28 protein-coding genes are annotated in these 26,418 nt (G+C 34.0%); 6 read left to right on the top strand and 22 right to left on the bottom strand.

All coding sequences use genetic code 11. The features are described 5' to 3' along the window. Nucleotides 1-21: 21 nt before the first annotated feature. Both BUB89_RS14875 and BUB89_RS14870 read right to left on the bottom strand, forming a co-directional pair. Nucleotides 22-1,065 (bottom strand): RluA family pseudouridine synthase, encoded by a 1,044-nt coding sequence (locus BUB89_RS14875; RefSeq protein WP_073246398.1) that lies wholly within the window; start codon nt 1,063-1,065, stop codon nt 22-24. Further along, nucleotides 1,055-1,675 carry a PASTA domain-containing protein gene (locus BUB89_RS14870; RefSeq protein ID WP_073246396.1) on the bottom strand — a complete coding sequence of 207 codons (621 nt, stop codon included), beginning with the start codon at nt 1,673-1,675 and terminating at the stop codon, nt 1,055-1,057. Before BUB89_RS14870 ends, BUB89_RS14875 begins: the two co-directional genes overlap by 11 nt. 217 nt (nt 1,676-1,892) lie before the next feature. On the opposite strand from BUB89_RS14870, the gene BUB89_RS14865 reads away from it, so the two are divergent. From BUB89_RS14865 to BUB89_RS14840, 6 genes are all read left to right on the top strand, one after another. Next, a complete protein-coding gene (locus BUB89_RS14865) occupies nt 1,893-2,867 on the top strand; it encodes a D-alanine--D-alanine ligase (protein ID WP_073246394.1) in 975 nt (324 codons plus the stop codon). 149 nt (nt 2,868-3,016) lie between these two features. Beyond that, entirely contained in the window at nt 3,017-3,241 is a 225-nt protein-coding gene (locus BUB89_RS14860; protein WP_200806836.1) for a DUF433 domain-containing protein, read from the top strand. Between the two features lie 368 nt (nt 3,242-3,609). Then, nucleotides 3,610-4,227 carry a zinc ribbon domain-containing protein gene (locus BUB89_RS14855; RefSeq protein WP_073246392.1) on the top strand — a complete coding sequence of 206 codons (618 nt, stop codon included), beginning with the start codon at nt 3,610-3,612 and terminating at the stop codon, nt 4,225-4,227. 231 nt (nt 4,228-4,458) lie between these two features. Next, complete coding sequence (locus BUB89_RS14850) at nt 4,459-5,151, top strand: DUF421 domain-containing protein (protein WP_073246390.1); 693 nt, start codon at nt 4,459-4,461, stop codon at nt 5,149-5,151. Nucleotides 5,152-5,200: 49 nt separating this feature from the next. Next, complete coding sequence (coaD, locus tag BUB89_RS14845; protein ID WP_073246388.1) at nt 5,201-5,656, top strand: pantetheine-phosphate adenylyltransferase; 456 nt, start codon at nt 5,201-5,203, stop codon at nt 5,654-5,656. A gap of 203 nt (nt 5,657-5,859) precedes the next feature. Next, complete coding sequence (locus tag BUB89_RS14840) at nt 5,860-6,438, top strand: PhnA domain-containing protein (protein WP_073246386.1); 579 nt, start codon at nt 5,860-5,862, stop codon at nt 6,436-6,438. A gap of 152 nt (nt 6,439-6,590) precedes the next feature. Here BUB89_RS14840 and BUB89_RS14835 read toward each other — a convergent pair whose 3' ends face one another. From BUB89_RS14835 to BUB89_RS14740, 20 genes are all read right to left on the bottom strand, one after another. Then, nucleotides 6,591-7,940: a DEAD/DEAH box helicase gene (locus tag BUB89_RS14835; RefSeq protein WP_073246384.1), complete on the bottom strand. Its 1,350-nt coding sequence runs from the start codon at nt 7,938-7,940 to the stop codon at nt 6,591-6,593. 173 nt (nt 7,941-8,113) lie between these two features. Continuing rightward, a complete protein-coding gene (locus BUB89_RS14830; RefSeq protein WP_073246382.1) occupies nt 8,114-8,497 on the bottom strand; it encodes a hypothetical protein in 384 nt (127 codons plus the stop codon). Nucleotides 8,498-8,500: 3 nt separating this feature from the next. Continuing rightward, nucleotides 8,501-8,968, bottom strand: a complete 468-nt coding sequence (locus tag BUB89_RS14825; protein WP_073246380.1) for a hypothetical protein — start codon at nt 8,966-8,968, stop codon at nt 8,501-8,503. Between the two features lie 136 nt (nt 8,969-9,104). Further along, on the bottom strand, nt 9,105-9,275 hold the full coding sequence (locus tag BUB89_RS17895) for a type II toxin-antitoxin system ParD family antitoxin (protein ID WP_083552825.1): 171 nt from the start codon (nt 9,273-9,275) through the stop codon (nt 9,105-9,107). Continuing rightward, entirely contained in the window at nt 9,256-9,861 is a 606-nt protein-coding gene (locus BUB89_RS14820) for a hypothetical protein (protein ID WP_073246378.1), read from the bottom strand. Before BUB89_RS14820 ends, BUB89_RS17895 begins: the two co-directional genes overlap by 20 nt. Before the next feature lie 119 nt (nt 9,862-9,980). Then, entirely contained in the window at nt 9,981-10,493 is a 513-nt protein-coding gene (locus BUB89_RS14815) for a hypothetical protein (protein ID WP_073246376.1), read from the bottom strand. A 692-nt stretch (nt 10,494-11,185) separates the two neighbouring features. Next, complete coding sequence (locus BUB89_RS14805) at nt 11,186-12,139, bottom strand: hypothetical protein (protein ID WP_141384392.1); 954 nt, start codon at nt 12,137-12,139, stop codon at nt 11,186-11,188. A gap of 396 nt (nt 12,140-12,535) precedes the next feature. Further along, entirely contained in the window at nt 12,536-14,020 is a 1,485-nt protein-coding gene (locus BUB89_RS14800; RefSeq protein WP_073246370.1) for an MFS transporter, read from the bottom strand. A 492-nt stretch (nt 14,021-14,512) separates the two neighbouring features. Next, the gene (locus tag BUB89_RS14795) at nt 14,513-15,172 is read right to left on the bottom strand and encodes a response regulator transcription factor (protein WP_073246368.1); all 660 of its coding nucleotides are present in this window, start codon (nt 15,170-15,172) and stop codon (nt 14,513-14,515) included. An 83-nt stretch (nt 15,173-15,255) separates the two neighbouring features. Beyond that, complete coding sequence (locus BUB89_RS14790; protein ID WP_073246366.1) at nt 15,256-17,067, bottom strand: ATP-binding protein; 1,812 nt, start codon at nt 17,065-17,067, stop codon at nt 15,256-15,258. Nucleotides 17,068-17,079: 12 nt separating this feature from the next. Continuing rightward, complete coding sequence (locus tag BUB89_RS14785; protein ID WP_073246364.1) at nt 17,080-17,667, bottom strand: DUF4202 domain-containing protein; 588 nt, start codon at nt 17,665-17,667, stop codon at nt 17,080-17,082. Nucleotides 17,668-17,700: 33 nt separating this feature from the next. Then, nucleotides 17,701-18,078, bottom strand: coding sequence for a nitrite reductase small subunit NirD (gene nirD / locus BUB89_RS14780; RefSeq protein WP_073246362.1), 378 nt, complete (start codon nt 18,076-18,078; stop codon nt 17,701-17,703). Nucleotides 18,079-18,168: 90 nt separating this feature from the next. Next, nucleotides 18,169-20,676 carry a nitrite reductase large subunit NirB gene (gene nirB, locus BUB89_RS14775; protein WP_073246360.1) on the bottom strand — a complete coding sequence of 836 codons (2,508 nt, stop codon included), beginning with the start codon at nt 20,674-20,676 and terminating at the stop codon, nt 18,169-18,171. Nucleotides 20,677-21,014: 338 nt separating this feature from the next. After that, complete coding sequence (arsB, locus tag BUB89_RS14770) at nt 21,015-22,082, bottom strand: ACR3 family arsenite efflux transporter (protein ID WP_073246358.1); 1,068 nt, start codon at nt 22,080-22,082, stop codon at nt 21,015-21,017. Nucleotide 22,083: 1 nt separating this feature from the next. After that, nucleotides 22,084-22,716: an arsenate-mycothiol transferase ArsC gene (locus BUB89_RS14765; protein WP_073246356.1), complete on the bottom strand. Its 633-nt coding sequence runs from the start codon at nt 22,714-22,716 to the stop codon at nt 22,084-22,086. Nucleotides 22,717-22,748: 32 nt separating this feature from the next. After that, nucleotides 22,749-23,219: a DUF6428 family protein gene (locus BUB89_RS14760; RefSeq protein ID WP_073246354.1), complete on the bottom strand. Its 471-nt coding sequence runs from the start codon at nt 23,217-23,219 to the stop codon at nt 22,749-22,751. A gap of 19 nt (nt 23,220-23,238) precedes the next feature. Continuing rightward, nucleotides 23,239-23,568 (bottom strand): ArsR/SmtB family transcription factor, encoded by a 330-nt coding sequence (locus BUB89_RS14755; RefSeq protein WP_073246352.1) that lies wholly within the window; start codon nt 23,566-23,568, stop codon nt 23,239-23,241. Nucleotides 23,569-23,678: 110 nt separating this feature from the next. Beyond that, nucleotides 23,679-23,933 (bottom strand): heavy-metal-associated domain-containing protein, encoded by a 255-nt coding sequence (locus BUB89_RS14750; protein ID WP_073246350.1) that lies wholly within the window; start codon nt 23,931-23,933, stop codon nt 23,679-23,681. Between the two features lie 223 nt (nt 23,934-24,156). Then, nucleotides 24,157-25,359 carry an ammonium transporter gene (locus tag BUB89_RS14745; protein WP_073246348.1) on the bottom strand — a complete coding sequence of 401 codons (1,203 nt, stop codon included), beginning with the start codon at nt 25,357-25,359 and terminating at the stop codon, nt 24,157-24,159. Nucleotides 25,360-25,394: 35 nt separating this feature from the next. Further along, nucleotides 25,395-25,733 (bottom strand): P-II family nitrogen regulator, encoded by a 339-nt coding sequence (locus BUB89_RS14740; RefSeq protein WP_073246346.1) that lies wholly within the window; start codon nt 25,731-25,733, stop codon nt 25,395-25,397. Nucleotides 25,734-26,418 lie beyond the last annotated feature (685 nt).

Genomic DNA, 26,418 nt, shown 5'->3' with positions numbered 1-26,418 from the left:
TTTTTATATCTGTAAAAATGATCATTCTTCTTCGTCCGTAGCGTGCGATTTCGAATAATTACGCCATTTTTCAATACAATCCTTAAAATCCTGTGGCAATTCCGTATCAAAACGCATGTACTCTCCGGTATTAGGATGTATAAAACCCAGTGTTTTTGCGTGCAAAGCCTGTCGTGGCAATACTTTAAAACAGTTTTCGATAAACTGCTTGTATTTAGTAAACGTAGTACCTTTTAAAATCAAATGACCTCCATAACGCTCATCATTAAACAAAGGATGGCCTATGTGTTTCATGTGCGCTCTAATCTGGTGCGTTCTTCCGGTTTCTAATACGCAGGAAACCAAAGTTACATACCCAAAACGCTCCAAAACCTTATAATGCGTAATAGCAGGCTTACCAATTTCCGGATCAGCAAAAACAGCCATTTGCATGCGGTCTTTCAGGTGACGGGCAAGATTTCCATTAATCGTTCCGCTTTCTTCAGCTACATTTCCCCACACTAAAGCCACATATTCCCTTTCAGTAGTTTTAGCTTCAAATTGTTTGGCTAAATGTGTCATAGCAGCTTCGGTTTTAGCAATAACTAACAAACCTGAAGTATCCTTATCAATACGATGTACTAATCCCGGACGCTCGCTGCTGTTCATGGGTAAATTCTCAAAATGAAAAGCCAGGGCATTCACTAAAGTCCCGGTATAGTTTCCATGTCCCGGATGCACCACTAATCCCGGCTCTTTGTTTACTAACAATAAAGCCTCGTCTTCATAGACAATATTCAACGGAATATTCTCCGGAAGCACATGATTTTCAAACGGAGGATGCGACAACATCACCGTTACAATATCAAAAGGTTTTACCTTATAATTGGATTTTACCGTAGCATTATTGACAAAAATGTTGCCTTCGGTAGCGGCATTTTGTATTTTATTTCGGGTGGCATTGGGAATCAAACCCATCAAATATTTGTCTATTCGCAAGAAGGCCTGCCCTTTAGGAACTTCAAATTTAAAATGTTCAAATAATTCCTCTTCGTCTAATTCAATCTGCTCAATATTATTGTTCATTTGGCAATTCTTCTTCTGTTGGTGTTGCTATTGTATCTGTTATAATACCTTCTTCATAACTCGCTTTTCCATCTCCTAAAACCAAATCAATTTTAGAGGATTTCAACACTTTATCACCCGGTTTTATATTTCTTCCTTTGTAACGCATTTCCAGAACCATATCTTTTCCCAGATTAGGAATATAAGTAATTGTTCCTTCTTGCAATCCCAGTGCTCTTAATGTTGGCGCGGCTTCACGATAGGTTTTCTCAATCAGATCCGGTACTCTAACCGATGAAAAACCGGAACTGTTAATCTTAATATATACCTTTCTGCCTTCTTTAACCTTAGCTCCCGGCAATGGATCCTGTTGCACTACACTGTATTTTGGATAGCCTTTTCTATAATCTACACTGTCCAGCAAAACGTAAGCTAAATCCAGTTCATCTAACTTTTCTTCTACCTGCTCTTCGGTTAGTTTACTCAAATCAGGAACCGTAATTACTTTTCCATGATCTGTGGTAAAAGTAAGCCAGTGCATAAAAAGATAACCCAAAACAGCAATAATCAAAGCAGCAATAAAAAGCTGTGCGAAAAACGTACGACTAGTAAGGTATTTACGTAAACTCATATATATAATATTTTCAAAGGTGACAAAGATAAAGCTATTTCGTTTCAAAAAAAATGATAATTTTGTTTAATGCTACTTAGGCTTCAGGCATTGCTAAGATTAAGGAGCTTTTCCCGCTATCCGTTGCAATCTTTTTATTTTTAAAGAAAAAATAAAAAGGATTTCCACTACTATCGGGGCTAAAAAAATCGATTTTTTATCATACAAACGAAACTAAATGAAAAACATTGCCATCATCATGGGCGGCTATTCCAGTGAGTACAAAATTTCACTTATTAGCGGTAACGTAGTTTACAAATTCTTAGACCAAAATAAATACAACGGATTTCGCATCCATATTTTCAAAGAAAAATGGGTGTATGTAGATGATGCTGATAATGAATTCCCTATCGATAAAAACGATTTTTCAGTAACGGCCAATGGAAGCAAAATCACCTTTGACGGCGTGTTCAATGCCATTCACGGAACTCCGGGAGAAGATGGTTTAATGCAGGCTTATTTTGAATTATTAGGTATTCCGCAAACTTCCTGCGATTATTACCAGGCCGCTTTAACTTTCAATAAAAGAGATTTATTATCCGTTTTAAAACCATACGGAATCAAAACCGCTATTTCTTATTATTTAAACAAAGGAGATGCTATCAACACTACCGAAATTATCAATAAAGTAGGATTGCCTTGTTTTGTAAAACCCAATAAAGCAGGTTCCAGTTTTGGAATTTCAAAAGTAAAAACCGAAGCCGAATTGCCTGTAGCTATCGAAACAGCATACAAAGAAGATAACGAAATTATCATAGAAAGTTTCCTTGACGGAACTGAAGTTTCTGTAGGTGTCATCAATTACAAAGGTGAAATTATTGTCTTGCCTATTACCGAAATCGTTTCTGAAAATGATTTCTTTGATTACGAAGCTAAATATCAGGGGAAATCTCAGGAAATCACCCCTGCCCGACTTTCAGACGAAATGACTCAAAAAGTGGGAGCCATTGCTAAACGCGCTTATGAAGTATTGAAAATGAAAGGTTTCTCCCGTTCAGAATTTATCATTGTAAACGGCGAACCACACATGCTGGAAATGAACACCATTCCGGGATTAACCACCGAAAGTTTGATACCACAACAAGCCGCTGCAGCAGGAATTTCATTAACCGATTTATTTACCAATGCGATTGAATTGGCTTTAGCTAATTAAAACATACATAATTATTTTTGCTACAGCTTTAAAAGAGTAACACAGCTTATTCTTTTAAAGCTGTGGTTTTATTTTGAGTTTCGGTAAGGAATCATCAAATGTGGCTAACTAACTAATTATTTCATTAACTTTGTAAAAAGCGAAACAATATGATTGATTACAAACACTATATCACAATCGATTCTGAAACCCGATTTGGAAAACCAACAATCATTGGAACACGAATTACTGTTTTTGATGTTTTAAATTGGTTAGCAAACGGAATGTCTTTTGATGAGATTTTAGAAGATTTCCCTGAACTTAATGAAACCCAAATCAGAGCTTGTCTTTCCTATGCTGCCGATAGAGAACACAAAATCCAAATTGCATCGTGAAATTATTATTCGATCAAAATATTTCTTAGAATCATACTTAAGAAGTAAAAACCACGAAGATTTTCGTGGTTTTTGTGTTTTAAGACTTTTTTTTATTCGATACTATTTACCCTCAATCTTGTCTTTCCGACGAAGGAGGAATCTCATACAGTAGCTCGACAAAGTATTCAAGCTGTTTACTCTTCTTTGTAGGCAGCTTACAAGTCTGCGGTAACCAGTTTAGCTAATAAAACATCCAAAATTTACTTGCCTCAGATTTAAAAGATTAGAGCATAATATTCTTTTAAAAAATCTTTGACTTTAGTCAGAAAAAAGACTTATTATTGACAACCGAACTATTAAAATTTGTTTCACCAATCAAAACCGATATGATTATACTTATTGGAACTAAAACTCATCTAATCCAAGAAGGACAAATTAAAGATGTTGATTGCCCAAAATGCTCCGGTAACAACTCATTAACCTATAGAATTTATTCAAAATATGTTCATTTAACTATGATTCCTTTATTTCCAGTTGGGAAAATTTTCGAATCGGAATGCAGCAATTGCAATGTAGATTTGGATTATGAGGACTTTTCAGAAAATGACAAACATAAAATAATCAACCAAAAAGAAATAAAAAATACTGAAACTCCTTTTTGGACTTATTCAGGAATTGCATTAGCAATTGGTTTTTTAATGTATGGAATTAATTATTACATTGAGAACAACCACCTAATAGAAGAACGAATTAAAACCCCGATAAGTGGTGACGTTTATAATTTAAAATTGGATACCGGTTATTATTCAACAATTAGGATTGACAAAATATCGAATGATAGTATTTATACCACTCAAAACGACTACCAGACCAACCTACCTTTTGATGTTGACGAAATAGATATTCCTGAAAATTACACCGAAAGTAAAGCTATTTATTCAAAAAAGGAAATACTGGATTTATATGAGAAAGATATCATTTCATCTATAAAAAGAAATAAATGACGCAAAAACCACGAAGATTTTCGTGTTTTTGCTTCTTAAGACTTTTTTTATTCGATACTATTTACCCTCATTTTTGTCTTTCCGACGAAGGAGGAATCTCATCCAGTAACTCAACAAAGTATTCAAGCTGTTTAGCCCGAAACTTTCGGGAACAGGAAAAGGCTCCTGTAAAACATCCTTTCGCTGTTAAAAAACTTTGTAACTTAGCATCTTCGAAAAAACTTTAAAATCATGAAAGAAATTTTTGAATGGAACAGAGTATTATTTAACGATTTACCGCTAAGTTTTCTTTGGGAAGTACTGTTTCGCTCCACTGTAATGTTTATAATTTTATTAATCACTTTAAAATTAGCAGGAAAACGAGGGGTAAAACAATTATCTATTTTTGAAACCGTGATTATCATCGCTTTGGGTTCAGCAGCCGGCGACCCCATGTTTTATGAGGATGTAGGTATTGTGCCTGCCGCTCTGGTTTTTGTGGTAATAATTGCTCTCTACCGTTTGGTTACCTTTTTTACTGCAAAAAGCAAAAAATTTGAAGAATTTATTGAAGGAAAAACGGTATGTCTGATTAGCGAAGGAAAATTCTCGATTCATCGTTTTAAAAAAGAAAGTCTGGCTCAGGATGAGTTTTTCTCTGAACTTCGCGTTAAATCTGTGGAACATTTAGGACAGATTAAAAAGGCTTTTATAGAACCCAGCGGAGAAATAAGTGTTTTTTATTATGAAGATAATGAAGTGAAATATGGCCTGCCTATTTTACCCGACTTATATCATGAAAAATCGGATACTATATCTAAACCAGGAATTTATGCGTGTGCTTTTTGTGGCAACATACAAGAATTAAGTAATAAAAATGCCTGTTGTGAAAACTGTCATAAAAAAGAATGGGTTACTGCCATAAAAACTATCCGAAGAGCTTAGCTTTATAGCGGTAAATTCCTTTTATTTTAAAAACTGAATATCAAAAAAAATGAAAAAAGCCATATTTCCGGGATCTTTTGACCCGATAACCTTAGGTCACGAAGATATTATCAAAAGAGGAATTCCTTTATTTGACGAAATCGTAATTGCCATTGGGGTGAATGCCGAGAAAAAATACATGTTTCCTCTGGAAGAAAGAAAACGATTTATCGAAGAAACCTTCAAAAATGAACCTAAAATTTCGGTGATTACTTACGAAGGCTTAACGATTGACCTTTGTAAAAAAATTGGTGCTAATTTCATTCTGCGTGGTTTGCGTAATCCTGCCGATTTTGAATTCGAAAAAGCCATTGCACACACTAACCGACATTTATCTAAAATAGAAACCGTATTTTTATTAACTGCAGCCAGCACTTCGTACATTAGTTCGAGTATTGTAAGGGATGTGCTTAGAAATGGTGGCGAATATGAAATGCTGGTTCCGAAAGCGGTAAGAGTGAAGTGAGGTTAGAGGTTAGAAGGCAGAAGTGGGAAGTGGGAAGTGGGAAGTTGCTAAACTACTTTAAAACTACTGACCAGGCACTATGGACTAGGCACTATGGACTAGGCACTAAGAACTAAGGACTAAGAACTAAGGACTAGATACTAAAAACTAGGTACTAATAACTAAAAACCGTACTTTCGCCAAAAAAAAACAACAATTATAAAATGAGCATAGACAGAGAATTAAACAAACGCAGTGGTGCAAAATGTGAACTTTGCGGAGCAACGGAAAACCTAAAAGTGTACGAAGTGCTTCCTGTTAAAAAAGGCGGAATTGACGAAGCTATTATGTCTTGTTCTGTTTGCGTGGACCAAATAGAAAATCCGGGTAACGAAGATTTAAACCACTGGCGATGTTTGAATGACAGCATGTGGAGCGAACACACTCCGGTGCAAGTGGTAGCGTGGAGAATGTTGAGCCGTTTGCGTAGTGCTGGCTGGCCTCAGGAATTACTGGATATGATGTATCTGGACGAAGATGTTCTGGAATGGGCAAAAGCAACTGGCGAAGGTGAAGATGACGAAAACAAAATTGTTCACCGCGACAGTAATGGCGTAATTTTAGAACACGGAGATTCTGTCGTTTTAATCAAAGACTTAAAAGTAAAAGGTTCCAGCATGGTGGCTAAACAGGGAACTGCTGTTAGAAACATTCGTTTAGACCACGAAAATGCCGAATATATTGAAGGAAAAGTAGATGGTCAGCAGATTGTTATCATTACACAATATGTGAAGAAAATCTAGTTTAGTACTTAGTCATTAGTACTTAATTAAAAAGTATTTTAAAAAAAACGTTAGCATCATTATTTCTGCTAACGTTTTTTTATTACTGTATTAAGAGTTTCCCGTACTAAAGAAAACTAAGGACTTAGGACTATTGACTAAGTACTAAAAAACTACTCCTCTACTTTTTTAATCACATTTCGGGCGACCTGGATTTTATATTTCTTGCCTTTCATTTTTTCGTCCTGAATGTTGTGCAATAAATCTTTTACTTTGCTGAATTTCACTGCGGCAAACGAAATAAAATCTTTTACTTCTATCAAACCTAAATCGCCTTTTTCCAGTTTTCCTTTTTGGGAAAAGAAACCTACAATGTCAATTTTATTGAGTTTATTTTTCTTTCCGCCACTGATATAAATCGTTTGGAATTGAGGCGCTTTTGGCAACGATTTAGCGTTTTCTACCGAAAGAACCGGAGTATTTTCATAATCTACATAATCCATTTTTTTCTCCGATTCATGTACTATCAAATAAGCCGTTCCCGTAGCCGTCATACGTGCTGTACGTCCGTTTCTATGGGTGAATTCGTCTTCTTTTAACGGTAAATGGTAATGAATTACGTGATTCATTTCAGGAATATCGAGTCCGCGGGCGGCTAAATCAGTCGTGATTAAATAGCTGACACTTCCGTTTCGAAACTGAATCAGGGCGCGTTCACGTTCCTCCTGATCCATTCCGCCGTGGTAATACGTAGAATAAATTCCTTTTTCGTTCAAAGTATCGCTAATGCGTTCGGCAGCGTCACGGTGGTTGCAAAAAACAATTGCCGATTCCGATTGCAACGAACAAAGCAACTGAAACAACGTATTGAGTTTATCTTTTTCTTTAGAAATAACTAATTGGGTCGAAAGATTCGATGCTTCTTCATTCTCCGGAATAAAATCTAATATCGTTGGGTTCACCACACGGGTGTATTTTGGAATATCAATATCTGAAGTTGCTGAAACCAGCACACGCTTGTTTACTTTAGATAATTTCCCAATAATAAAAGACATTTGCTCGTGGAAACCCAGTTGCAACGATTTATCAAATTCATCTAAAACCAATGTCTGGATTTTATCTACTCTGAAAGTTCCTCTTTCGATATGATCTGCGATTCTTCCCGGTGTTCCTATTAAAACGGCAGGCGGATTGCTTAAGTTCTTAATTTCGGTCTCAAGGGAATGTCCACCGTAGCATACATTTACTTTGTAATCAGTTCCCATTTTTTTCCAAACCTGTTCAATTTGCAATCCTAATTCACGCGAAGGAACTAAGATTAAACATTGCACCGAAAGAAATTCCGGCTGTAGCATTTCTAAAACGGGTAGTAAAAAAGCGAGCGTTTTCCCCGAACCTGTAGGCGATAAAAGCAAAACATTACTATCATTTAAGATGGTTTCCTGTGCTGCCTGCTGCATTTCATTCAGGCTTTCGATGCCTAAATTTAAAAGTATATTGTTGGAATGTTGTTTCTTATTCATGCGGCAAAGGTAATTAAAAAGTTTTCAGCATGAAGAGTAGGATTGTAGTGTATATTTTGGCTAGAAACTAATTTTTAAAATTCAAAAAAATCTTTCCATCAAGTCAAATACCTAAATCCGTTGTAGTGGCAGTTAGCAGTATACGCAATTATGAACAAAGATGTTTTTTAAATCTATTTTTTAAGATGTTTTTTTATTTCTTCTAAATTTGTTTTTGCAAGATTTGCTTTAGCGGGAGACACTATGTAATTTGAATATCTTGCATTCATACAAGCATCCAAAAGCCATCTATAATAGGAAAAACAAGTTGGAATATGAACTCTAACAAGTTGCTTTGTGCCTTCATGTTTAGAGATTCTTCTACTTTTTAATACTGAATTATAATAAGTATTAAAATGTGGATAAGTAGTTCCGTTTTCTGTTAAAGGAAAAATTTCATGTTGTACATAATGCAACGCAGAATAAAAAGAAGTAGTAACAATCCAATCAGTAAATTTCCCATTGGAAATAAGAAAATCACAAACATCTTCATTATGTTTCGCATGTTCCTTACTCATGTTTTACTTTGAAGATTTGTGTTTCAAATTAAAACCGTCTGCTTTAATACAATTATCATCAATCTCTCCATTAGTATCGTAGATACTAATATTTAGTTTATAAAATTCGGAACTTACACTGTCCTCCAAATTTGTAAGATAATCGTAAACAGAAAAAATTTTATCACTTAGAAATTCATTTTCAGGTAAAATTAATAAAATAGAAAAATCATCCCATGAGTTTATTTTTAAATAAGCTCCAATTGGATTAAACTTTTGTTTTTTTAAATATTTTAATATTTCATTGGTATGAGAACCAGAGTTATTTATATTGGTTTTTAATTTATCAATAATTAATTTTTCTGTTTGTTCTAATGCCTCGTTTTTACCTGTTAAGTAGGCGTCAATAACATGGTCTGATGTATATAAGCGTTCAGTGGGAGAAGTAAGTTCCCAATTCGCAGGTGCTAATATATTTTGTAGTGTAGCCATGATTATTTTTTACAAAATTACGTTAATTAACCGAATATACAATAATAACATAATATGTAATACCGATTTAACTTTAAATGTATTTTTAATAGATTGAATGGAAGTAAACTTGTCCGTTTTGCGATACAATTACGTATTATTTTTCAAAATTAGCTTTTACCATTTCAAGATTTTTATTAAGGTCAAAGTTGCTTATTTTACCACTTTTTTCACCATCTTTAAGTTCATTAATTAGAGACTTCTTTTTAGTTTCTTCTTGCTCGAATGTGTTTGGCAATTCGCTCTTTTTAGTATAGTTCGTTTTCATAAGGTTCAACGTCTTGAATTTTCGGTAAAGGTCTTAGGAGTATTTTCTTTTTTATATTACTTGAAACTCCATCGTCATCTTCACCATAATTTTCTATTTTTTCAATTCTTATTCCGGTAGAAAGATTAAAATCAGTAGTGTACATTTTCCCTTGTCCATCAGATGATACAGATGAAAACCCAATTAATTCAAAGTTTCCGTTTTGGAATCTGAATTTATGTTCAAAATGCCCTCTTAGTAAACCAAAATTCACACTAACTATTCCTTTAATAATTGTAACATCCAGAAATCCATCACCCGTGCGATAACCATCTCTTCCATTGGGGTATTGTGGTGCAATTATTTTAGTAGAAGTTGCAATTAATTTAAATTGACCGTTGGGTTGAGCAAAAAATATCTGAAGTTTATAAGGAGCATTTTCATTAATAGTATCCTGAGTAACTACAACCTTATCTTCTAAATTGTCTTTGTTTAAATCTCCGAGTACTTTAGTAACCAATAAAGTGAAAGTATCTTTTTTACTTTTAGTTTGTGAAAATGTATTTACACAAATCAGTAATAATGGTAATAAAATGAGTTTTTTCATTTCTTTTAAAGGTTTTCATTTCTAGTGTTCTGAGTAAAACGGATGTCTTGGAACTACAGCGGGTTTGGTACTTCTTCAAATTTGCAAATCATCCATTATAACATTTATGTTACTGGCTGTTATTTACATTCAATTTTGCCTTTGAAATAATATTCCGTTACTTTTTTGGGTTTCCAAAATTCGCTTGGAATATTTGTTTCTCTAATTCTTAATAAATAACACGCAGTAATTTGTTTTGAATTTTGTTCAAATGGATTTTTGTCCATGTTGATTTTAGCGTCAATTACTTCATATTCTGTTTTTAATCCATCTTCCACATCATCGCCATACGAATATTCAACATTATTAATTTTTAAGTTTTTGTCAATTTCAATTGCAATTTGCGTGGATTCGTAACCATCATTTTTAGAGTTTAATATTTTTAGATTCTCTTGATTTATTTCAATTTTTGAATATCCATTATCAAAATCTTCGATACTATCTTTACAAATAAATAAGTTTTCAAATGGAGAATTTTGAGTAAACATTTCATTACTGATCTTTACTTTTCCAAAATCCTGTTTATCTGATTTTGAAATTCCATCACAATTCAAAAACAAAATTGAAATTATTATGTAAAGTCCTTTTTTCATTTCGTTTTCCGGTTAAATGACGCATAATGTTCTTGTACTACAGCGGGTTTGGGATTAAATCAGCGTTATTTTTCCGGTTTGCTAAATCTTTCAAATACAAACTAATTTTTCCATTAAGCCTAATGCCCAAATTGCTTGTAGCGTGTGTTATGCATAGTACTTATTCAGCTGTCTTTTTAAACAATATATATATTCTATTTATTATCATTAATAGTGTTAGAGTAAATAATTGCATAAGAAAATAATTTATGAATATAAATATGTGTTCTATGATTGTTTTATATTTATATTCAGGAATATCAATTGTAATTGATAAAAGTGATAATATTAAAAAGATTGATAAAATTATTGCAAATGAAATATTTGAATGTATTTCATTTATGAATTTATTTTTAATTTGTTTCTCAATTTTATTTTTATCACTATCTCCTAGTTTCTGAACGTCAATTTTTATGTTTTCAATTTGACTATAAATAATAGCTAATAAATTAAATAAGAATCCTCCCAAAATTGAGATTGAAGCAATTAAATTGTCAAGTTGATTAATGAAATTGTAATTTAGTAAAGTTAGAGTTAATGAGATTACGCTTGGAATTATAAAAAACAATAAAAAATCACCAATATTTATAAAATTATAAGATTGGTTTAAACTTCGTAAAGTTTTTAAATGATCTTTTACGATTCTGTATATATTAATTCGTTGTATCATTGCTAATTCTCAATTCTATTAAATCTCTTATTAATTCCTCTGATTGTGAGATTAGTGATTCAATTTTCACACTTCCATTTTCATTATATTCTAATTCTGAACTTACGTCAATATCTGGTTGTATTCTGCTTTTATTCATTACATAGAAAGTTTTTTTCTTTCCATTCAATTCTAATTCAAACTCAACTTCATCAAACTCATTATCAACTATTTCAATTCGTTCTTTGTCTTGATGTGTAAAAAGATAATCTACAAAATTTTTGTAATTCTGCGGTAAACCAGTACTAGAAACCATTGAGGTTTTCAGAACTCCAGGTATTTGTTGATCAATATTTCCATTTTCAAAATATTCTTCTATCGAGTTTGGTAATCTTCTTTTTATTAAATCAACTTTTTTTAATTTTCCATTATCCATCATTTTTCTATATACTCTTCCGTGAATAATATTATTGATGAAGATGTAATTATCTAAATATCCTTTTTGCTTAAAATGATTATTTAAAGTTTTTAACAAAACCATTTTAATACCAAACTTTGATTTTCTTTGTAAAATCAATGATGCATAATCCTTGTTTTTTGATATTTTGACATAGAAAAATAATTCTCTAAAAGCTGCATGATTTCTTTTAATTTCGGCAACTCTTTCTCTAGTTTCTGGATCCAATACATTATATTCTTCACCGCTAATACCTGCCGAAAAGTAACCGTAAATAGAACGATTTTCATCGTCAATAGTTGGTAAAGTATCTAACGTTAAATGTAATGGTACGCTATTTTTAGAATCACTTGTCTTTACAATATTTTGAAAAATATCGTTTAGATAAGTTTGAAAATAATTAAAAAAATCTTCAGTTTCATTAAATCTACTTAATATTTGGTCATTTTTTGACTTGTTCTGAATTTTAATTAAATAGGTTGACAGTAAGAATTTTTCCATTTTATTTCGTTTTTTTGCGTATTGTGCCCAACTAGTATATAGGTCTGATAAAACCAGACCTATCATCCTTAAATCGGGTTGCTTTATCTGACATCATCAGAATTTACTTTTTTAGCTAATATATAAATAAATCTTACAAAAATTTCCGCAACCCTTTTTATTTGTCAATTATTTCATTAAGGATTTGCGCTGGATTTGGAGTTTATTTTTCTTTTGGTAACCGATGCCTTAGCCCTGATGGTAGCGGCATCCTTTTTATTTTTTTCCCCTTTTAGAGTTTAAAAACTATAAAAGGGGAAAAAAATAAAAAGATATAGCGGACAGCGGGATCAGCTCCATAAAAAAACCACCCTTTATTGAAAAGGATGGTTTCCAGTTGTGTATAGTAATTAGAATTTAGTTTTTAGTTTCTATTTGTTTGGATAAATTGGGTTCGTTTTTATTCATCATTTTAGTGATGGTGATGTGCATCCATACCAGACAAATGATGGAGAACAACAATACAAACATCCATGAGCTGGACCAGAGTCCGGTGAAATTAAGCAGGTAACTAAAGATGATAGGACAAAAGAATCCGCCCAGACCGCCCAGTAATCCTACCATTCCGCCTACAACGCCTACTTCGGTAGGGAAATATTCGGGGATGTGTTTGTAAACTGCCGCTTTCCCTATTCCCCAGGAAATCCCTATCAAAATAACTAAGACAAGATACACCCACATGTTAGCGTCAAACTTGATTTTGGTTATTCCTTTAGCCAGCAATTCTTTTTTAGCCACGCTTTGATTTTCGGACACTATTACTTCCTGCCAGGAGGTTTTGGTTGGTAAAATCGTAGCGCCATCGGTAACATTTTCTTTTTTGGCCATTACAGCTATATCGGTCTCTCCCACTTTAATATGGGTAGGCGAAACATTAGTAACGATTCCGGCATTTTTAGCCATAATTCCTGAACCTGCTGTGGTAACTTCCATTTTAGGCACCATCAATAAAGCACTAAGGATTACAGAGGATCCCAATACCCAGTACATTACTTTTCGGGCTCCGTATTTATCTGATAAATAACCGCCAAAGGCACGAATAACTCCTGATGGTAAACTGAACAACGTAGCAAACATTCCGCCCATGACTAAGCTGGTTTGGTACACATTCATGAAATTAGGCAACAACCATTGGGAATAAGCTACAAAACAACCAAATACTAAGAAATAGTATGCTCCAAAACGCCACACACGAACATTTGTCAGGGTGCTCAGCATTTGCGGAATGGTTTTAGTGCTTTTTTCCATCTTTTTATTTTCTGCAAAAATCAAAAACAATACTCCGATAATTAATAACGCTGCTCCGTAAATCACGGGTAATAATTTCCAACCGTTTTCAGGATCATTAGCAGAGAACTGATTGAGTAATGACGGTGCTATAAATGTTGTAATTGCTGCACCGGCATTTCCCATTCCGAAAATCCCAAGTGCCCTGCCCTGCCATTCCTTGGGGTACAGAATGGAGGTGTAACCTACTCCTACTGCAAAACTGGTTCCTACCATCCCAAATAAAAAGCTTAAAAGGGCAAACATGGTAAAACTATTAGCTAACGGAAGTAAAAACAACGGAATGGAACACAATAGCAATAATAATGAAAACACGTATTTTCCGCCGTATTTGTCGGTTAATATTCCGAGTGGTAAACGCATTACGGCTCCTGTTAAAATAGGAATTCCTAAAAGCCATCCTACCTGAATTACATCCCAGTTAAAAATACCTTTGTCTACCAGATAGGTTACTAATACACCGTTTAGCGTCCAGCAGGCAAAACATACTGTAAAGGCTAATGTATTGAGAAATAACATTCGGTGCGATTTGGATAATGATTTTGCGTTTTCCATAACTACTTATATTTTTTGACAAATTTAAGTACTTGAAACGTTTAAAAAGTTGCGAAAACGCAGGTTTTGCAAAATAATTAAGTAAAAATACTTATTTAAATACGTATTTAGTACTTATGGTTTTGATTGACCGCGGATTAGGTTTGTTCTTTGCAAACATTTCATTAAAATTGATTTTTGACATTGCTATTGGTATGACATTTTTTAAAAAACATATAAGTCATATAAGTTTTTTTTGAAATGCTTTATGAACAAGTAAAGAATTAAGTTCATATAAGTTTTTAATCCTTTGCGGAAGCTTTGTGTCTTTTGTGGTGAAAAATTTTAGCCACAGATTTTCACAGATTTAAAAGGATTTCTCTTTGTGAACTTTGCGTTAAACTTTGTGCCCTTTGCGGTTAAATAAAGACCGTAATAAAAAATCCTGTTCTTAGCCGTAACTAAAAACAGGATTCAAAACAGAAGGATAAATTATCCTTATTATTTAGATTTTTATATCAATGAATATTCGGTGGCTTTGTTAGACAATTCCATTAGGTTTTTGACTTTTAGTTTTTTCATAAGGTTAAAACGATGTACTTCGGCAGTACGTTTACTGATTTCCAGGGCTTCGGCTATTTCTTTATTTCCTTTTCCGGATAATAAAAGCGTCAGGATTTCTTTTTCTCTTTTGGTAATCGTTAAATCCTCGGCAAGAGCAGGTTTTGGTTCTAATGTGCTGGTGGCACTGGTTAACTGATTGATTAATATAGACGAAATATCCCCTGTGAAATACTTTCCTCCATTAGCTACAGCGTGCAAAGCCTTTAAAAACTCCTCTTTGCTCGAACCTTTAAGCAAATAACCATCGGCACCTGCCTTGATGGATTTTAATACATATTCTTCTGATTCGTGCATCGAAAGCACGATGATTTTTACGGTGTTATTCTGATTGCGCAGTTTTTCAACTACCTCAATACCGGTATGATGCGGCATTCGGATATCCACAATTAATAAGTCAGGTTTAGTAGTGGTTACTACCTCTAAAGCTTCTAATCCATCGGTCGCTTCTCCTACAACTACAATATTTTTTTCGCTTTCTAAAAGTGATTTAATACCATCTCTCACAAAAAAATGATCATCTGCCAGTACCACTCGAATTGTATCGTTCATAACTTATTGCGTTTAATAAATAAATTAGCTACTTAGTTTAAAGTAGTGCAATATACGTGTTTTTTACGTATTTTATTTTAAAATTATATGGGAATGTTAAAGGTGATTCGGGTTCCTTCTCCCGGAATGGAATTGATAAACACCCTTCCGTTGATGTATCTTACGCGTTCTTTCATAAACAATAAGCCCATTCCCGACTCACTGTTTCGCTTTTTTTCTACTGTTGCTAAATCAAATCCTTTGCCGTTATCATCAACCGTAATACTTAGTATTTTATTACTGTGCGAAAGCTGAACAATAATATGAGAAGAATCGGCATACTTGATAGCATTATTGATGGCTTCCTGTGTTAAACGGTAAATGTTGATTTCGATTAAAGAATCTAAACGCTGATCAAACTCGCTTTTATTGTAAAACTGAATGTTTTTTCCGGTGAGTTTGGTGAGTTCTAATGTAAGTTTAGTAATCGATGGCACAATTCCGTGATCACTCAGTTCCGGCGGCATCAGGTTAAAAGTAGCCGTACGGACTCCTTTGATAATATCCAGAGATAGTTTTTTAAGGTATTCTATTTTTTGAGCTGATTTTTCTTTATCCTCTAAATTAATACTTTCTAAACTGAATTTTAATCCGGTAAGCATCTGCCCTATTCCGTCATGAATCTCTCTGGCAATACGGTTTTGCTCGTTTTCCTGATTTTCAACAATCTTGCTCGAAATGATTTTTTGCTGATTGATTCGCTCTACAATATTTTCCCGATTGAGTCGCTCTACTTCTAATTCGGCATTTTTTCGAATGGTAATATTAAAACAAATAACCAGTAATTCCGATTCGTCTTTTCTAATTCTAACCGGAATCATCGACATATCCAGCCATAAGGTGTCCCCATTTCTATCGGTTGTATTCAACTCGCCCTGCCAGCCTCCTCTTTGCTTATCAGCGATAATCTGATCGATCGCCAACTGCTCTTTTTCTACTGTGGTAATGGCTTTAGAAAAACTTTTATCGACATCAAAAGAAGGGTTGTATTGCAATAGTTTTGCAAATTTTTCTCCCATGTGAATAATTTTTCCCTGAGGACTTATGCGGCAATAAAGCAAGGTATTCTCCATTGCAAAATTGAGCGACTTCAATTCTTTTACCGAGTTTTCTTTGATGATACTAATCGCTTCAGTATCGCGTGCCAGCTTAATGGCTCTCCTTTCAGAGATCAGTAATTTAGAAATCAGTAATTCAATTTTCTTATTCGTAGGTTTAAAAATGAACAAAAATTCTAAAAATAAAACGAAGAGCGTAAAACTTAAAATGCCGTATTCTATGTTCCGCTGGCGGGTTACTTTGTCTAAAGCTTCCTGCTCATATTGCCCCACAATGCGATGCATTTTAGTAATAAAAACAGCTACATTGTCAAGGATAGTTTGTACTTCCTGAGTATTCTCTAACTGAGCATCCGGATTATTCTTATTGTTGAGATACTTGGTTGTGGCACTGTCTATAAGATCCACATTAGACTTTATATTTTTGTATAAACCTAAAAGCGCCGGGCTTTTTTCTTTTGGAAAATTAAGAGTGTCGTTTCCTTTTTCTAAGGCTAAATGAGTGAATTTCCAAAGTTCCAGTGTATTCTTTATATTCGAAATTTGTTCATTGATATCTGAATCTTTCGAAAAAGAATTTAATATCAACACTTCTTTTGCCAGTTTCTGACTTAGCATTCGTTGTTTTCCGGAAATATTAATCAGGCGGGAATCATTGATCTGGCTGTTAATATTATGCTGAATAAGCAGCTGACTTAAAAGTACGGTAACAGCAATCGTGACTAAAGCAAACAGATACATTTGCTTTAATTTTTTAAAATTAAGTTTATCAGATAAGGCTTTAACTTCTTTTGTCATAATGGAATCCGGTTACAATCCCAGAGCATCTTTAATTAACTGTAGATTGGCTGGGCTGTAATTAATTTGCAAAGCAGCCTGATGTCCTTTTTCAGACATTTTATTCCATGTTTTCAGAATAATGTTTTTGAGTTTTTCAGTATCGTGTTTCTCTACAAAAGGTTCCAGATAATATTCTAAGAAAACCAAACAGATCACATCTTCCAGCAGCTGTGTTTCTTCGTCTTTTTTAAGTAATTTTTTTTCGATTAAGAAAGCAACTCTGGCAATAAATTCAGCATTATATCCTGCTTTTTCCAGAATTCCTGCCGTAGTTTTAGCATGGAATTTTTTTAAATCCTCACGCCATTTTAAATAGCCCACGCGATCCATCGGGTAAGATTCTCTGGCTATTTTCCAACGGCAAATATGTTGCGCTTTGGCAGCGATTTGAACTTCTTCAGAAGCATCAGGATAAAAATCCATAAGCCTTTCATACATCCTGTTAGAATACAACAGTTCTTTAGAAAAACTTATGGATTCGTGTATTTCTATGTTAGGATCTTGTGCGTTTTCGGCATCAATCCATTGGCTTGCCTGTTGGAATGGTGTAGTTGTCATTTGGTGCATTTTTGATACATCAAAGATACATATTTAATCCATAAACCCAATCAATACTTCGTCTTCCACAATCTTCACCGGATACGTTGCAATTTTTAAATCATCACCGCTTAAGTTGCTTCCGTCCTTTAAAGAAAATGTTTTTTTGTGGATAGGACAGGCAATTTTAGGCAGTTCATCAGCGGATCCTATCATCCCTCTGGAAAGTACCATTTCCATTTTGTGCGGACATAAATTCTGACAGGCATACCATTCGTTTCTTCTTTCGAAATTAATAACAGCAATTTGTTTGTCTTTGTATTTCACACATCCTCCACCATCAGCTGGAAAATCGGCAGTTTTACCGGCATTAAACCATACTTTTACATCACTTGGAGTTACTGATTCATATTTTTTTAGTATGTTTTCCATGTTGTTTTGTTTTTGGGTTTGTTTTCCTGATTTAACAGCAATCAGGAAAACAAAAAATTCATAAATTATAAACTACTTTATTAAAAAATATTACCAGGCTACAGGCATTTTTTGTTCTCTAAGCGGGATATACTCAATCGTTTCATCACGATCATCAGTGTTTGTAAAATGTCTGAAACGTTTCATCATTTCCGGATCTTCAATGGCTTGTTTCCACTCACATTCGAAAGTGTCTACTAATTGTTGCATTTCTGCTTCCAGTGTTTCGTTGATTCCAAGACTATCGTTGATGATTACATTTTTTAAATAATCAAGTCCGCCTTCCAGTTTTTCTAACCAGGTAGAGGTTCTAACCAATGGTCCCGCAGTACGGATATAGTACATAAGGAAACGATCCATGTATTTGAATACGGTTTCTTTGTCTATTTGTTCTGCTAAAAGAACGGCGTGTTTAGGGTTTGCACCACCGTTACCACAGATGTAAAGATTCCAGCCACCTTCAACAGCAATCACTCCAAAATCTTTCCCTCTTGCTTCAGCACATTCTCTGATACAAGCCGAAACTCCTCCTTTTAATTTATGCGGAGAACGAATTCCTCTGTAACGATTTTCCAGTTCGATGGCTAATGTGGTACTGTCGTCCATTCCGTAACGGCACCAGGCATTACCTACACAGCTTTTTACGGCTCTTAAGGATTTACCATAAGCATGACCACTTTCAAAACCTTTGTCAATTAATTTTTTCCAGATAGCAGGTAAATCATTTAGTTCAGCACCAAATAAATCCACACGTTGTGCTCCGGTTATTTTAGTATATAAATTGTATTCTTTAGCTACTTCACCAATTGCGATTAATTTCTCGGCAGTAACTTCACCACCAGCCATTCTTGGAACTACTGAATAGGTTCCGTTTCTTTGAATATTAGCTAAGAATCTATCGTTTGAATCCTGAGATGTTACGTGTTTGTTAGCAGTGTCATTGTAAATACTGGAGAAGATAGAAGATAAAACAGGTCGGCAAATTTCGCAACCGTCTCCTTTTCCAATGGTTCCCAATACTTCATTATGATTTGTGAATTTATTGATTTTCACAATATCAAATAATTCCTGACGGCTGTAAGCAAAATGCTCACAAACAACATCTTTCACTTCTTTTCCTAAAGATTTCTGAGCTTCTTTTACTAAGTCGGCTACCATTGGTTTACAACCACCACAACCCGAAGTTGCTTTAGTTGCTTTTACCACATCACCAAAAGTTTCACAACTTCCATCAGTAATAGAACAGCAAATGCTTCCTTTAGTCACATTTTCGCAAGAACAGATTACGGCTGTATCCGGCAAATCCATAGCACTTCCCATAGAAGAAGATTCTCCTCCTCTGGCACCTAGAATTAAATCTTCCGGGTTTTTAGGAATCGCCATTCCGTTGCTGTAAATTTGGAATAAAGTATTGTAATCACTTGAATCTCCTACCAGAATACCTCCTAAAAGTTTCGTTCCGTCTTTAGAAATATTGATTCTTTTGTAGATTCCGCTTAGTTTATTTTCATAAACAATAGGAGTTCCTTCCTGATGTTCTATAAATGGATCACCAAAGCTTGCTACCTCAACCCCAATTAATTTTAACTGAGTTGACATATCAATACTTTCTCTCATGGTTTTGTCTCCTTGCAAAATTTGCTCAGCAGCAACATCGGCCATTTCATAACCCGGAGCCACAAGCCCATAAATCATGTGATTGTATAATGCCACCTCACCAATAGCGTAGATATTAGGATCTGAAGTCTGCATTTGGTTGTTAACCACAACACCACCGCGTACACCTACTTCAAGACCTGCTCCTCTTCCCAGTTCATCACGAGGTTTGATACCTGCAGAGATTACAAGCATATCTACTTTTAAAAGTTCCTCTTCTTCAAACATCATTCCTGTGATGCAGTCATCACCATCAATAAACTGAGTAGATTTACTTAGATGTATTTTAATATTAAGTTCTTCAATTTTAGAACGAAGCATGTTACTGGCTCCTTTATCTAATTGTCTTGGCATTAGTCGCGGAGCAAATTCAACTACATGAGGATTCAATCCTAAATCACGTACTGCTTTTGCCGCTTCTAGTCCAAGCAATCCACCGCCTAATACCGCAGCTTCTGTTGCACCGTTTTGCTTTATTTTTTTGGCGTAAGCCATAATAGCGTCCAGATCTTCTATTGTTCGGTAAACAAAAACACCTTCTTTTTCAACACCTTCAATAGGCGGAACAAAAGCACCTGAACCAGTAGCTAAAACCAGATAATCATAAGAATGTGTTTTTTCCAGATGTGTGGTAATTGTTTTATTTTCTTTATGAATATCAGTAACTAATTCAGAGGTGTTTAATATGATATTATTTTCTTCGTACCAAGTTGCAGTTGACATTGATAAATCATCAGCTGACTTTCCTGCAAAGTATTCACTAAGGTGAACACGGTCATAAGCACGTCTAGGCTCTTCACCAAATACGGTAATTTGATATTTTTCCTGTCCAGATTTTGAAACGAATTTTTCGCAAAATTTGAAACCCACCATGCCGTTTCCGACTACAATTATTTTTATCATAATATCATTATTAAGTATTACGAAGCAAATATACGTATAAATACTTAATACAAATACTTAATTTTTATTTTTTATTCTGAATTAAGATATTATGAAAAGGAAGGTATTAAAATATAAAATGTGTAAAAAAGAGCGGTTGTTTTTTTAATTTTCTAATGTTTTAAAGCTGTTTTATTCTGTACACATCAGTGTTTTCATGAATTTACAAAAGAAAAAAATCTAAAAATGCTTTTAAAAAACACTTTCACAAAAAAAAGCATTCGAAAATAAGCTTACTTACGACTACTTATTAACGAATGCTTTATTATAACAAACAAAAACTGATTAAGTAAGATTACTTAAGCGGCAGCAAAATATTTCTTTTGGAACCAAAATGCCACATTTACTAAAGCAATTAATGCTGGAACTTCTACCAAAGGTCCTATAACACCTGCAAAAGCCTGTCCGCTATTGATCCCAAAGACACCAATAGCCACTGCTATAGCTAATTCAAAATTATTTCCCGTAGCCGTGAAAGCAATGGCGGTACTTTTAGAATAATCGGCTCCAAAATATTTCCCAACAAAAAAACTGATTAGAAACATAACCGTAAAATAAATCAGTAACGGAATTGCAATTCGAACTACATCCATCGGAATCTGAACAATTAATGCTCCTTTTAAACTAAACATAATCACAATAGTAAACAACAAAGCAATTAATGTGATTGGAGAAATTACCGGTATAAATTTATTCTGAAACCATTCGATACCCTTTAAGTAAATCAGACTATAACGACTAATGATTCCTAAGGCAAACGGAATCCCTAAATAAATAGCAACACTTTCGGCAATCTGAGCGATACTAATAGCAACTTCAAATCCGGTAAAACCAAAATAAGGAGGCAAAACAGTGATAAAAATATACGCATAAACGCTATACAGCACTACCTGAAAAATACTGTTTAAAGCAATAAGACCTGCTGCATATTCCCGGTTTCCATCAGCAAGGTCGTTCCAAACCACCACCATGGCGATGCATCTTGCCAAACCAATTAAGATTACGCCAATCATGTATTCCGGATAAGCGTTTAGAAAAACAAGCGCCAGTACAAACATTAAAACAGGACCTATAATCCAATTAAGAAACAGCGATGCAGTCAATATTTTGATATTTTTAAAGACAGCTCCCATTTCTTCATATTTTACTTTGGCTAACGGAGGATACATCATAAGAATCAATCCGATAGCCAATGGAATATTAGTTGTTCCGCTGGAAAAAGAGTTGATAAATGATCCGCTGGAAGGAACAAAATTACCAATAGCAATTCCCAAAGCCATCGCCAGGAAAATCCAAAGAGTCAGGTAACGGTCTAAAAAGCTTAGTTTTTTTCTTTTAAATGCCGGAGCACAATTTGTAACTGACATATTATTTTTTTATTTGTGAAAAAACATAAAAGAGTTCAGTTCCAATCTGAATGCTTCTTTCTTCGTACTTCTCAGCCTGTTGCGGCGTATTATCAAAAGCTTTGGGATCTTCAAAAGTTATCGGAATGCGTTTTTCGGCACCGGCAATAAAAGGACAGCCTCCATCAGCCTGCGAACAAGTCATAATTGCAGCAAATTGAGATTGCGGATTAAAGCTATCATCATAGGTTTTAGAAAATCCTATAACCGGATGCGCATTTTCTGAAAATTTAATACTGTAAACAGGATTCGTTCCTTCGGCAAGCGTTGTAATTTGGAATCCTTGGTTAGTCAAGGTTTGAGCCGCCATTGGGAACAAAGCAGTAGCTTCGGTTCCGCCGGAATAGCAAAATACATTTGGAACAGCATAATAAGCCGCTGCTGTTTGTGCCCAGACTTGCGACAAATGACTTCTTCTGGAATTATGGGTACATATTAAATTAAGTCTTATTTCCTGATTGTTATTTACTTTATTCTGGATAAAATCTACCAAAGGCTGTAATACCAATTTTCGATCTTCAGTTATATTTTCGAAATTAAAATCCTGAATTACTTTTTCAATTTTCGAAAAGAGCTCCGTTTGAGTTGCAGTCATTTTTAGTATTTTGAGTTTATAAATTGAATTTCTTAGCAGCAGCTGCCTCCGGGAGTACAACTCTGAGTTTGATTTTTAATTTCGCTTAATTTTATTTTTTGCTTTTCTTGCGGAATTCCACATTGATCTTCGGCCAGACAAGCTGTTTTCTTGTTTAACAGAATAAAGTTTTTCCCATCAAAATCTAAATCGTACTTACCGATTGTGGTTGATTGGTATTCCACTTCTATTTCTGAATCTTCAATTCCCAATACTTTTTCAGATAAAGAAATAATATTCAGGAGCTTCTCAGGTTTTAAACGATGTTCAAAATCATTGGCATCCCACAACTGGAAATTGACAATTTTCTCATTTCTGACTGTACCGCCACAGTCAATAAACTTTTTAGTGATTAATCCCACTTCGGTTACATGAAAATGTTCCGGCACTAATGTTCCATCCGATAATTGAAAAGTGACATGGTCTGCACTTTCTAAAATTGTTTTGATTTCTGATAATTTCATGATTGTATTCTTTTTAAAATTAACAACATTGATTAGTTCTATTAAAATAGCTGTCTATGTTTTCAAAAAATGATTTTATTTTACCAAAACCTTTTTCGTCCAGACAATAACAAACCGCATTACCCTCAAGACTCCCCTTGATCAGGCCTGCATTTTTTAATTCTTTCAGGTGTTGGGAAACAGTAGGCTGTGCCAGCGGAAGTTCGTTTACAATATCTCCGCAAATACAACTATTTACTTTTATTAAATGTTGTATGATGGCTATCCGTGCAGGATGCCCAATGGCTTTAGCTAACGTAGCCAACTGATTTTGCTCTTCTGTAAAACTTTCGGTTTTAGTAATTCCCATCGTTATATTTTTATATTGCAATATTACGATAATAAATTAAATAACAATGTTAAATTATTGGATAAAAAAAACTCCTTTAAAATAAATATGCTTTTAAAGGAGTTTATATTCTAGATTACTTGTTTAGGAATGGCATGAAAACCTATGGATTTTACTTGTCTTTCTATTTCTTCCACACTTATAACTTTGTTAGTTAAAACCGTAAACTCTCTTGGAAAAACAGCATTATTGATGTGCACTTCAGTAACCCCATCCATTTTTAAAAGGCTTTCCTTAATTGCTGTCAATTCACTATCTTCTTTAGCATTAGTACCAAAAATTTTACCGTGGTCACCCGGAATAACATTATCTGTCAATAAACTCATGATTTTGTATATTTAAATTAATACTACTATCATACTGATATAGTTTGTATTGTTAAATTTAATCATTTATCAGCTATTAACTTTTAAATGAAGTCTCAAATTTTTGTGAATTTTTTGAGCCCTATTAACATTTCCTTCCGATTTTATTGCCTCTTTATATAAATTACAAAAGCCACAACATAAGGAATGTTGTGGCTTTTGATAGTTTAAAATAAATTACTTATTAGTCATTGTAAACATTTGAACCATGCTCATGAATATCTAATCCGTCAATTTCTTCTTCTTTAGTAACTCTAAGTCCCAATGTCTTTTTAAGAATAAAAAGAACAATAAAAGTAGTAATCATAGCCCATGCACCTATTGCAACTACTCCCGTTAACTGTACTCCTAATTTTGCAAATCCACCTCCGTAAAGTAAACCTCCGTCAGTAGCAAATACACCTACTAATATAGTACCTAAAGCACCACATACACCGTGTACAGAAACAGCTCCAACCGGATCGTCAATTTTAAGTTTTTTGTCGATGAACTCAATAGAGAATACTACAGCGATACCACAAATTAATCCTATCCAGAAAGCTCCCATCGGGCTTACAGCAGCACAACCGGCAGTTACACCTACAAGACCTGCTAAAACACCATTTAATGTCATTGAGATATCCGGCTTTTTGTAGATAACCCATGTTAAAAACATTGCCGCTAATGCTCCGGCAGCTCCGGCTAAGTTTGTTGTAATAAAGATACCTGCTACAGCAATTGCATTATCTCCAGAGATAGCTAATTGAGAACCAGGGTTAAATCCGAACCAGCCCATCCATAAAATAAACACCCCTAAAGCACCTAACATAATGTTGTGTCCTGGAATTGCATTTGAAGTTCCGTCAGCATTGTATTTACCAATTCTTGGTCCTACCATCGCAGCAGCTACTAATGAAGCCCATCCACCAACAGAGTGCACTACAGTTGATCCGGCAAAATCAGTAAAGCCCATTCCGGCTAACCATCCGCCTCCGTTCCAAACCCAGCTTCCTGAAATTGGATAGATAACTAAAGTCATCAATAGAGAGAAGAATAAATAAGTTGTAAATTTTGTTCTTTCAGCAATTGCTCCAGAAACGATAGTTGCAGCAGTTGCAGCAAATACAGTTTGGAAGAACAAACTGTGCATATCAGCAGCAGTATCAAAAAACAAACTTGGTGTTCCTATAAAACCGCTAATGGATTCTCCATACATCAAAGAGTAACCTATTGCCCAGAAAGCAACACTCCCGATACAGAAATCCATTAAGTTTTTCATTATAATGTTTCCTGTGTTTTTTGATCTTGTAAAACCAGCTTCTACCAGAGTAAAACCAGCTTGCATGAAAAACACTAAAATTCCGCAGATCAATACCCACATTAAGTCTAATACAGCATTCGTATCCATAATATATATTTTATTAGTTAATTTTAAAAAATGATTTAGTTAACAGCGTCTGTTCCTTTTTCTTTTGTTCTGATTCGGTAGGTCTCAATAACATCAGAAACGAATATTTTTCCGTCTCCTACCATTCCTGTTCCGGCAGCATTTAAAATAGCATCAACCGTTCTTTCTAAAAAAGGATCAGAAACAACAATAGAAATGTATCTTCTTTGGATATCGGAAGTACTGTAAGTAATCCCTCTGTATACGTGTCCTTCTTTTTCATTACCCACACCGGTAACATCCCAGTAGGTAAAAAAGTTAACCTCAATTTGGTGTAAAGCTTTTTTAACTTCATCAAATTTTGATTTTCGTATCACTGCTTCGATTTTTTTCATAATAAGTGGATTTTAAATTGATTTATGGTAAAAGTTATTTGTTGTTATTTTTTTTTAGAAAGGCTTTTCAATTAGAAATTTGGTTTAGAAAAGACCTTTTGATTTTTTACTTGTTTGCGGGTTTAGCTCGTTGTCTCATTTCTAATTGGGTTTTGGTTAATAAAAAGCTTAAGTGTTTTTCAATTTTCTGCTTTGGCTCTTTTTCGAAAATTGTTAATATTTTGTTGTTTTGTTGTTGATAATGGCGAATTTATTAACTTTTGGCTTAAAAAAGTCAAAGAATTGATATTTTTTGCTCAAAATCCGAAAGAATTATCAATTACCGAAAATCAAATCAAAATAATAGATAATATTTAATTTGAACTTGCAAATTTTGATTTATTCATAATTCATTTTAAACCAATACCCATAAAAAAGAAGGGTTATTTACATTTTAAACACATTTTAAAGGATTAAAACGCAATTTTTAATCACTAAATTCGTTTTTGAGTTAAAAAAATAGGGGTATAAGCAAAAATAATTGATTTTATTGTTTTAAAAAAGACACCCAGAATGCATTATTAATGTCCAAAAAAACAAAAAGCTTCTTCTTATTCAGAAAAAGCTTTTTTAATGAGTGGTTACAGAATAAAATTAGATAAAGAAAGAAAAAACAAGAAAATAAATTCCTCTTGCACAACTTGCA

Origin of the sequence: Flavobacterium flevense (assembly GCF_900142775.1) — a bacterium.
GTDB lineage: Bacteria > Bacteroidota > Bacteroidia > Flavobacteriales > Flavobacteriaceae > Flavobacterium > Flavobacterium flevense.
This window is presented reverse-complemented; position numbering and strand designations above follow the sequence as displayed.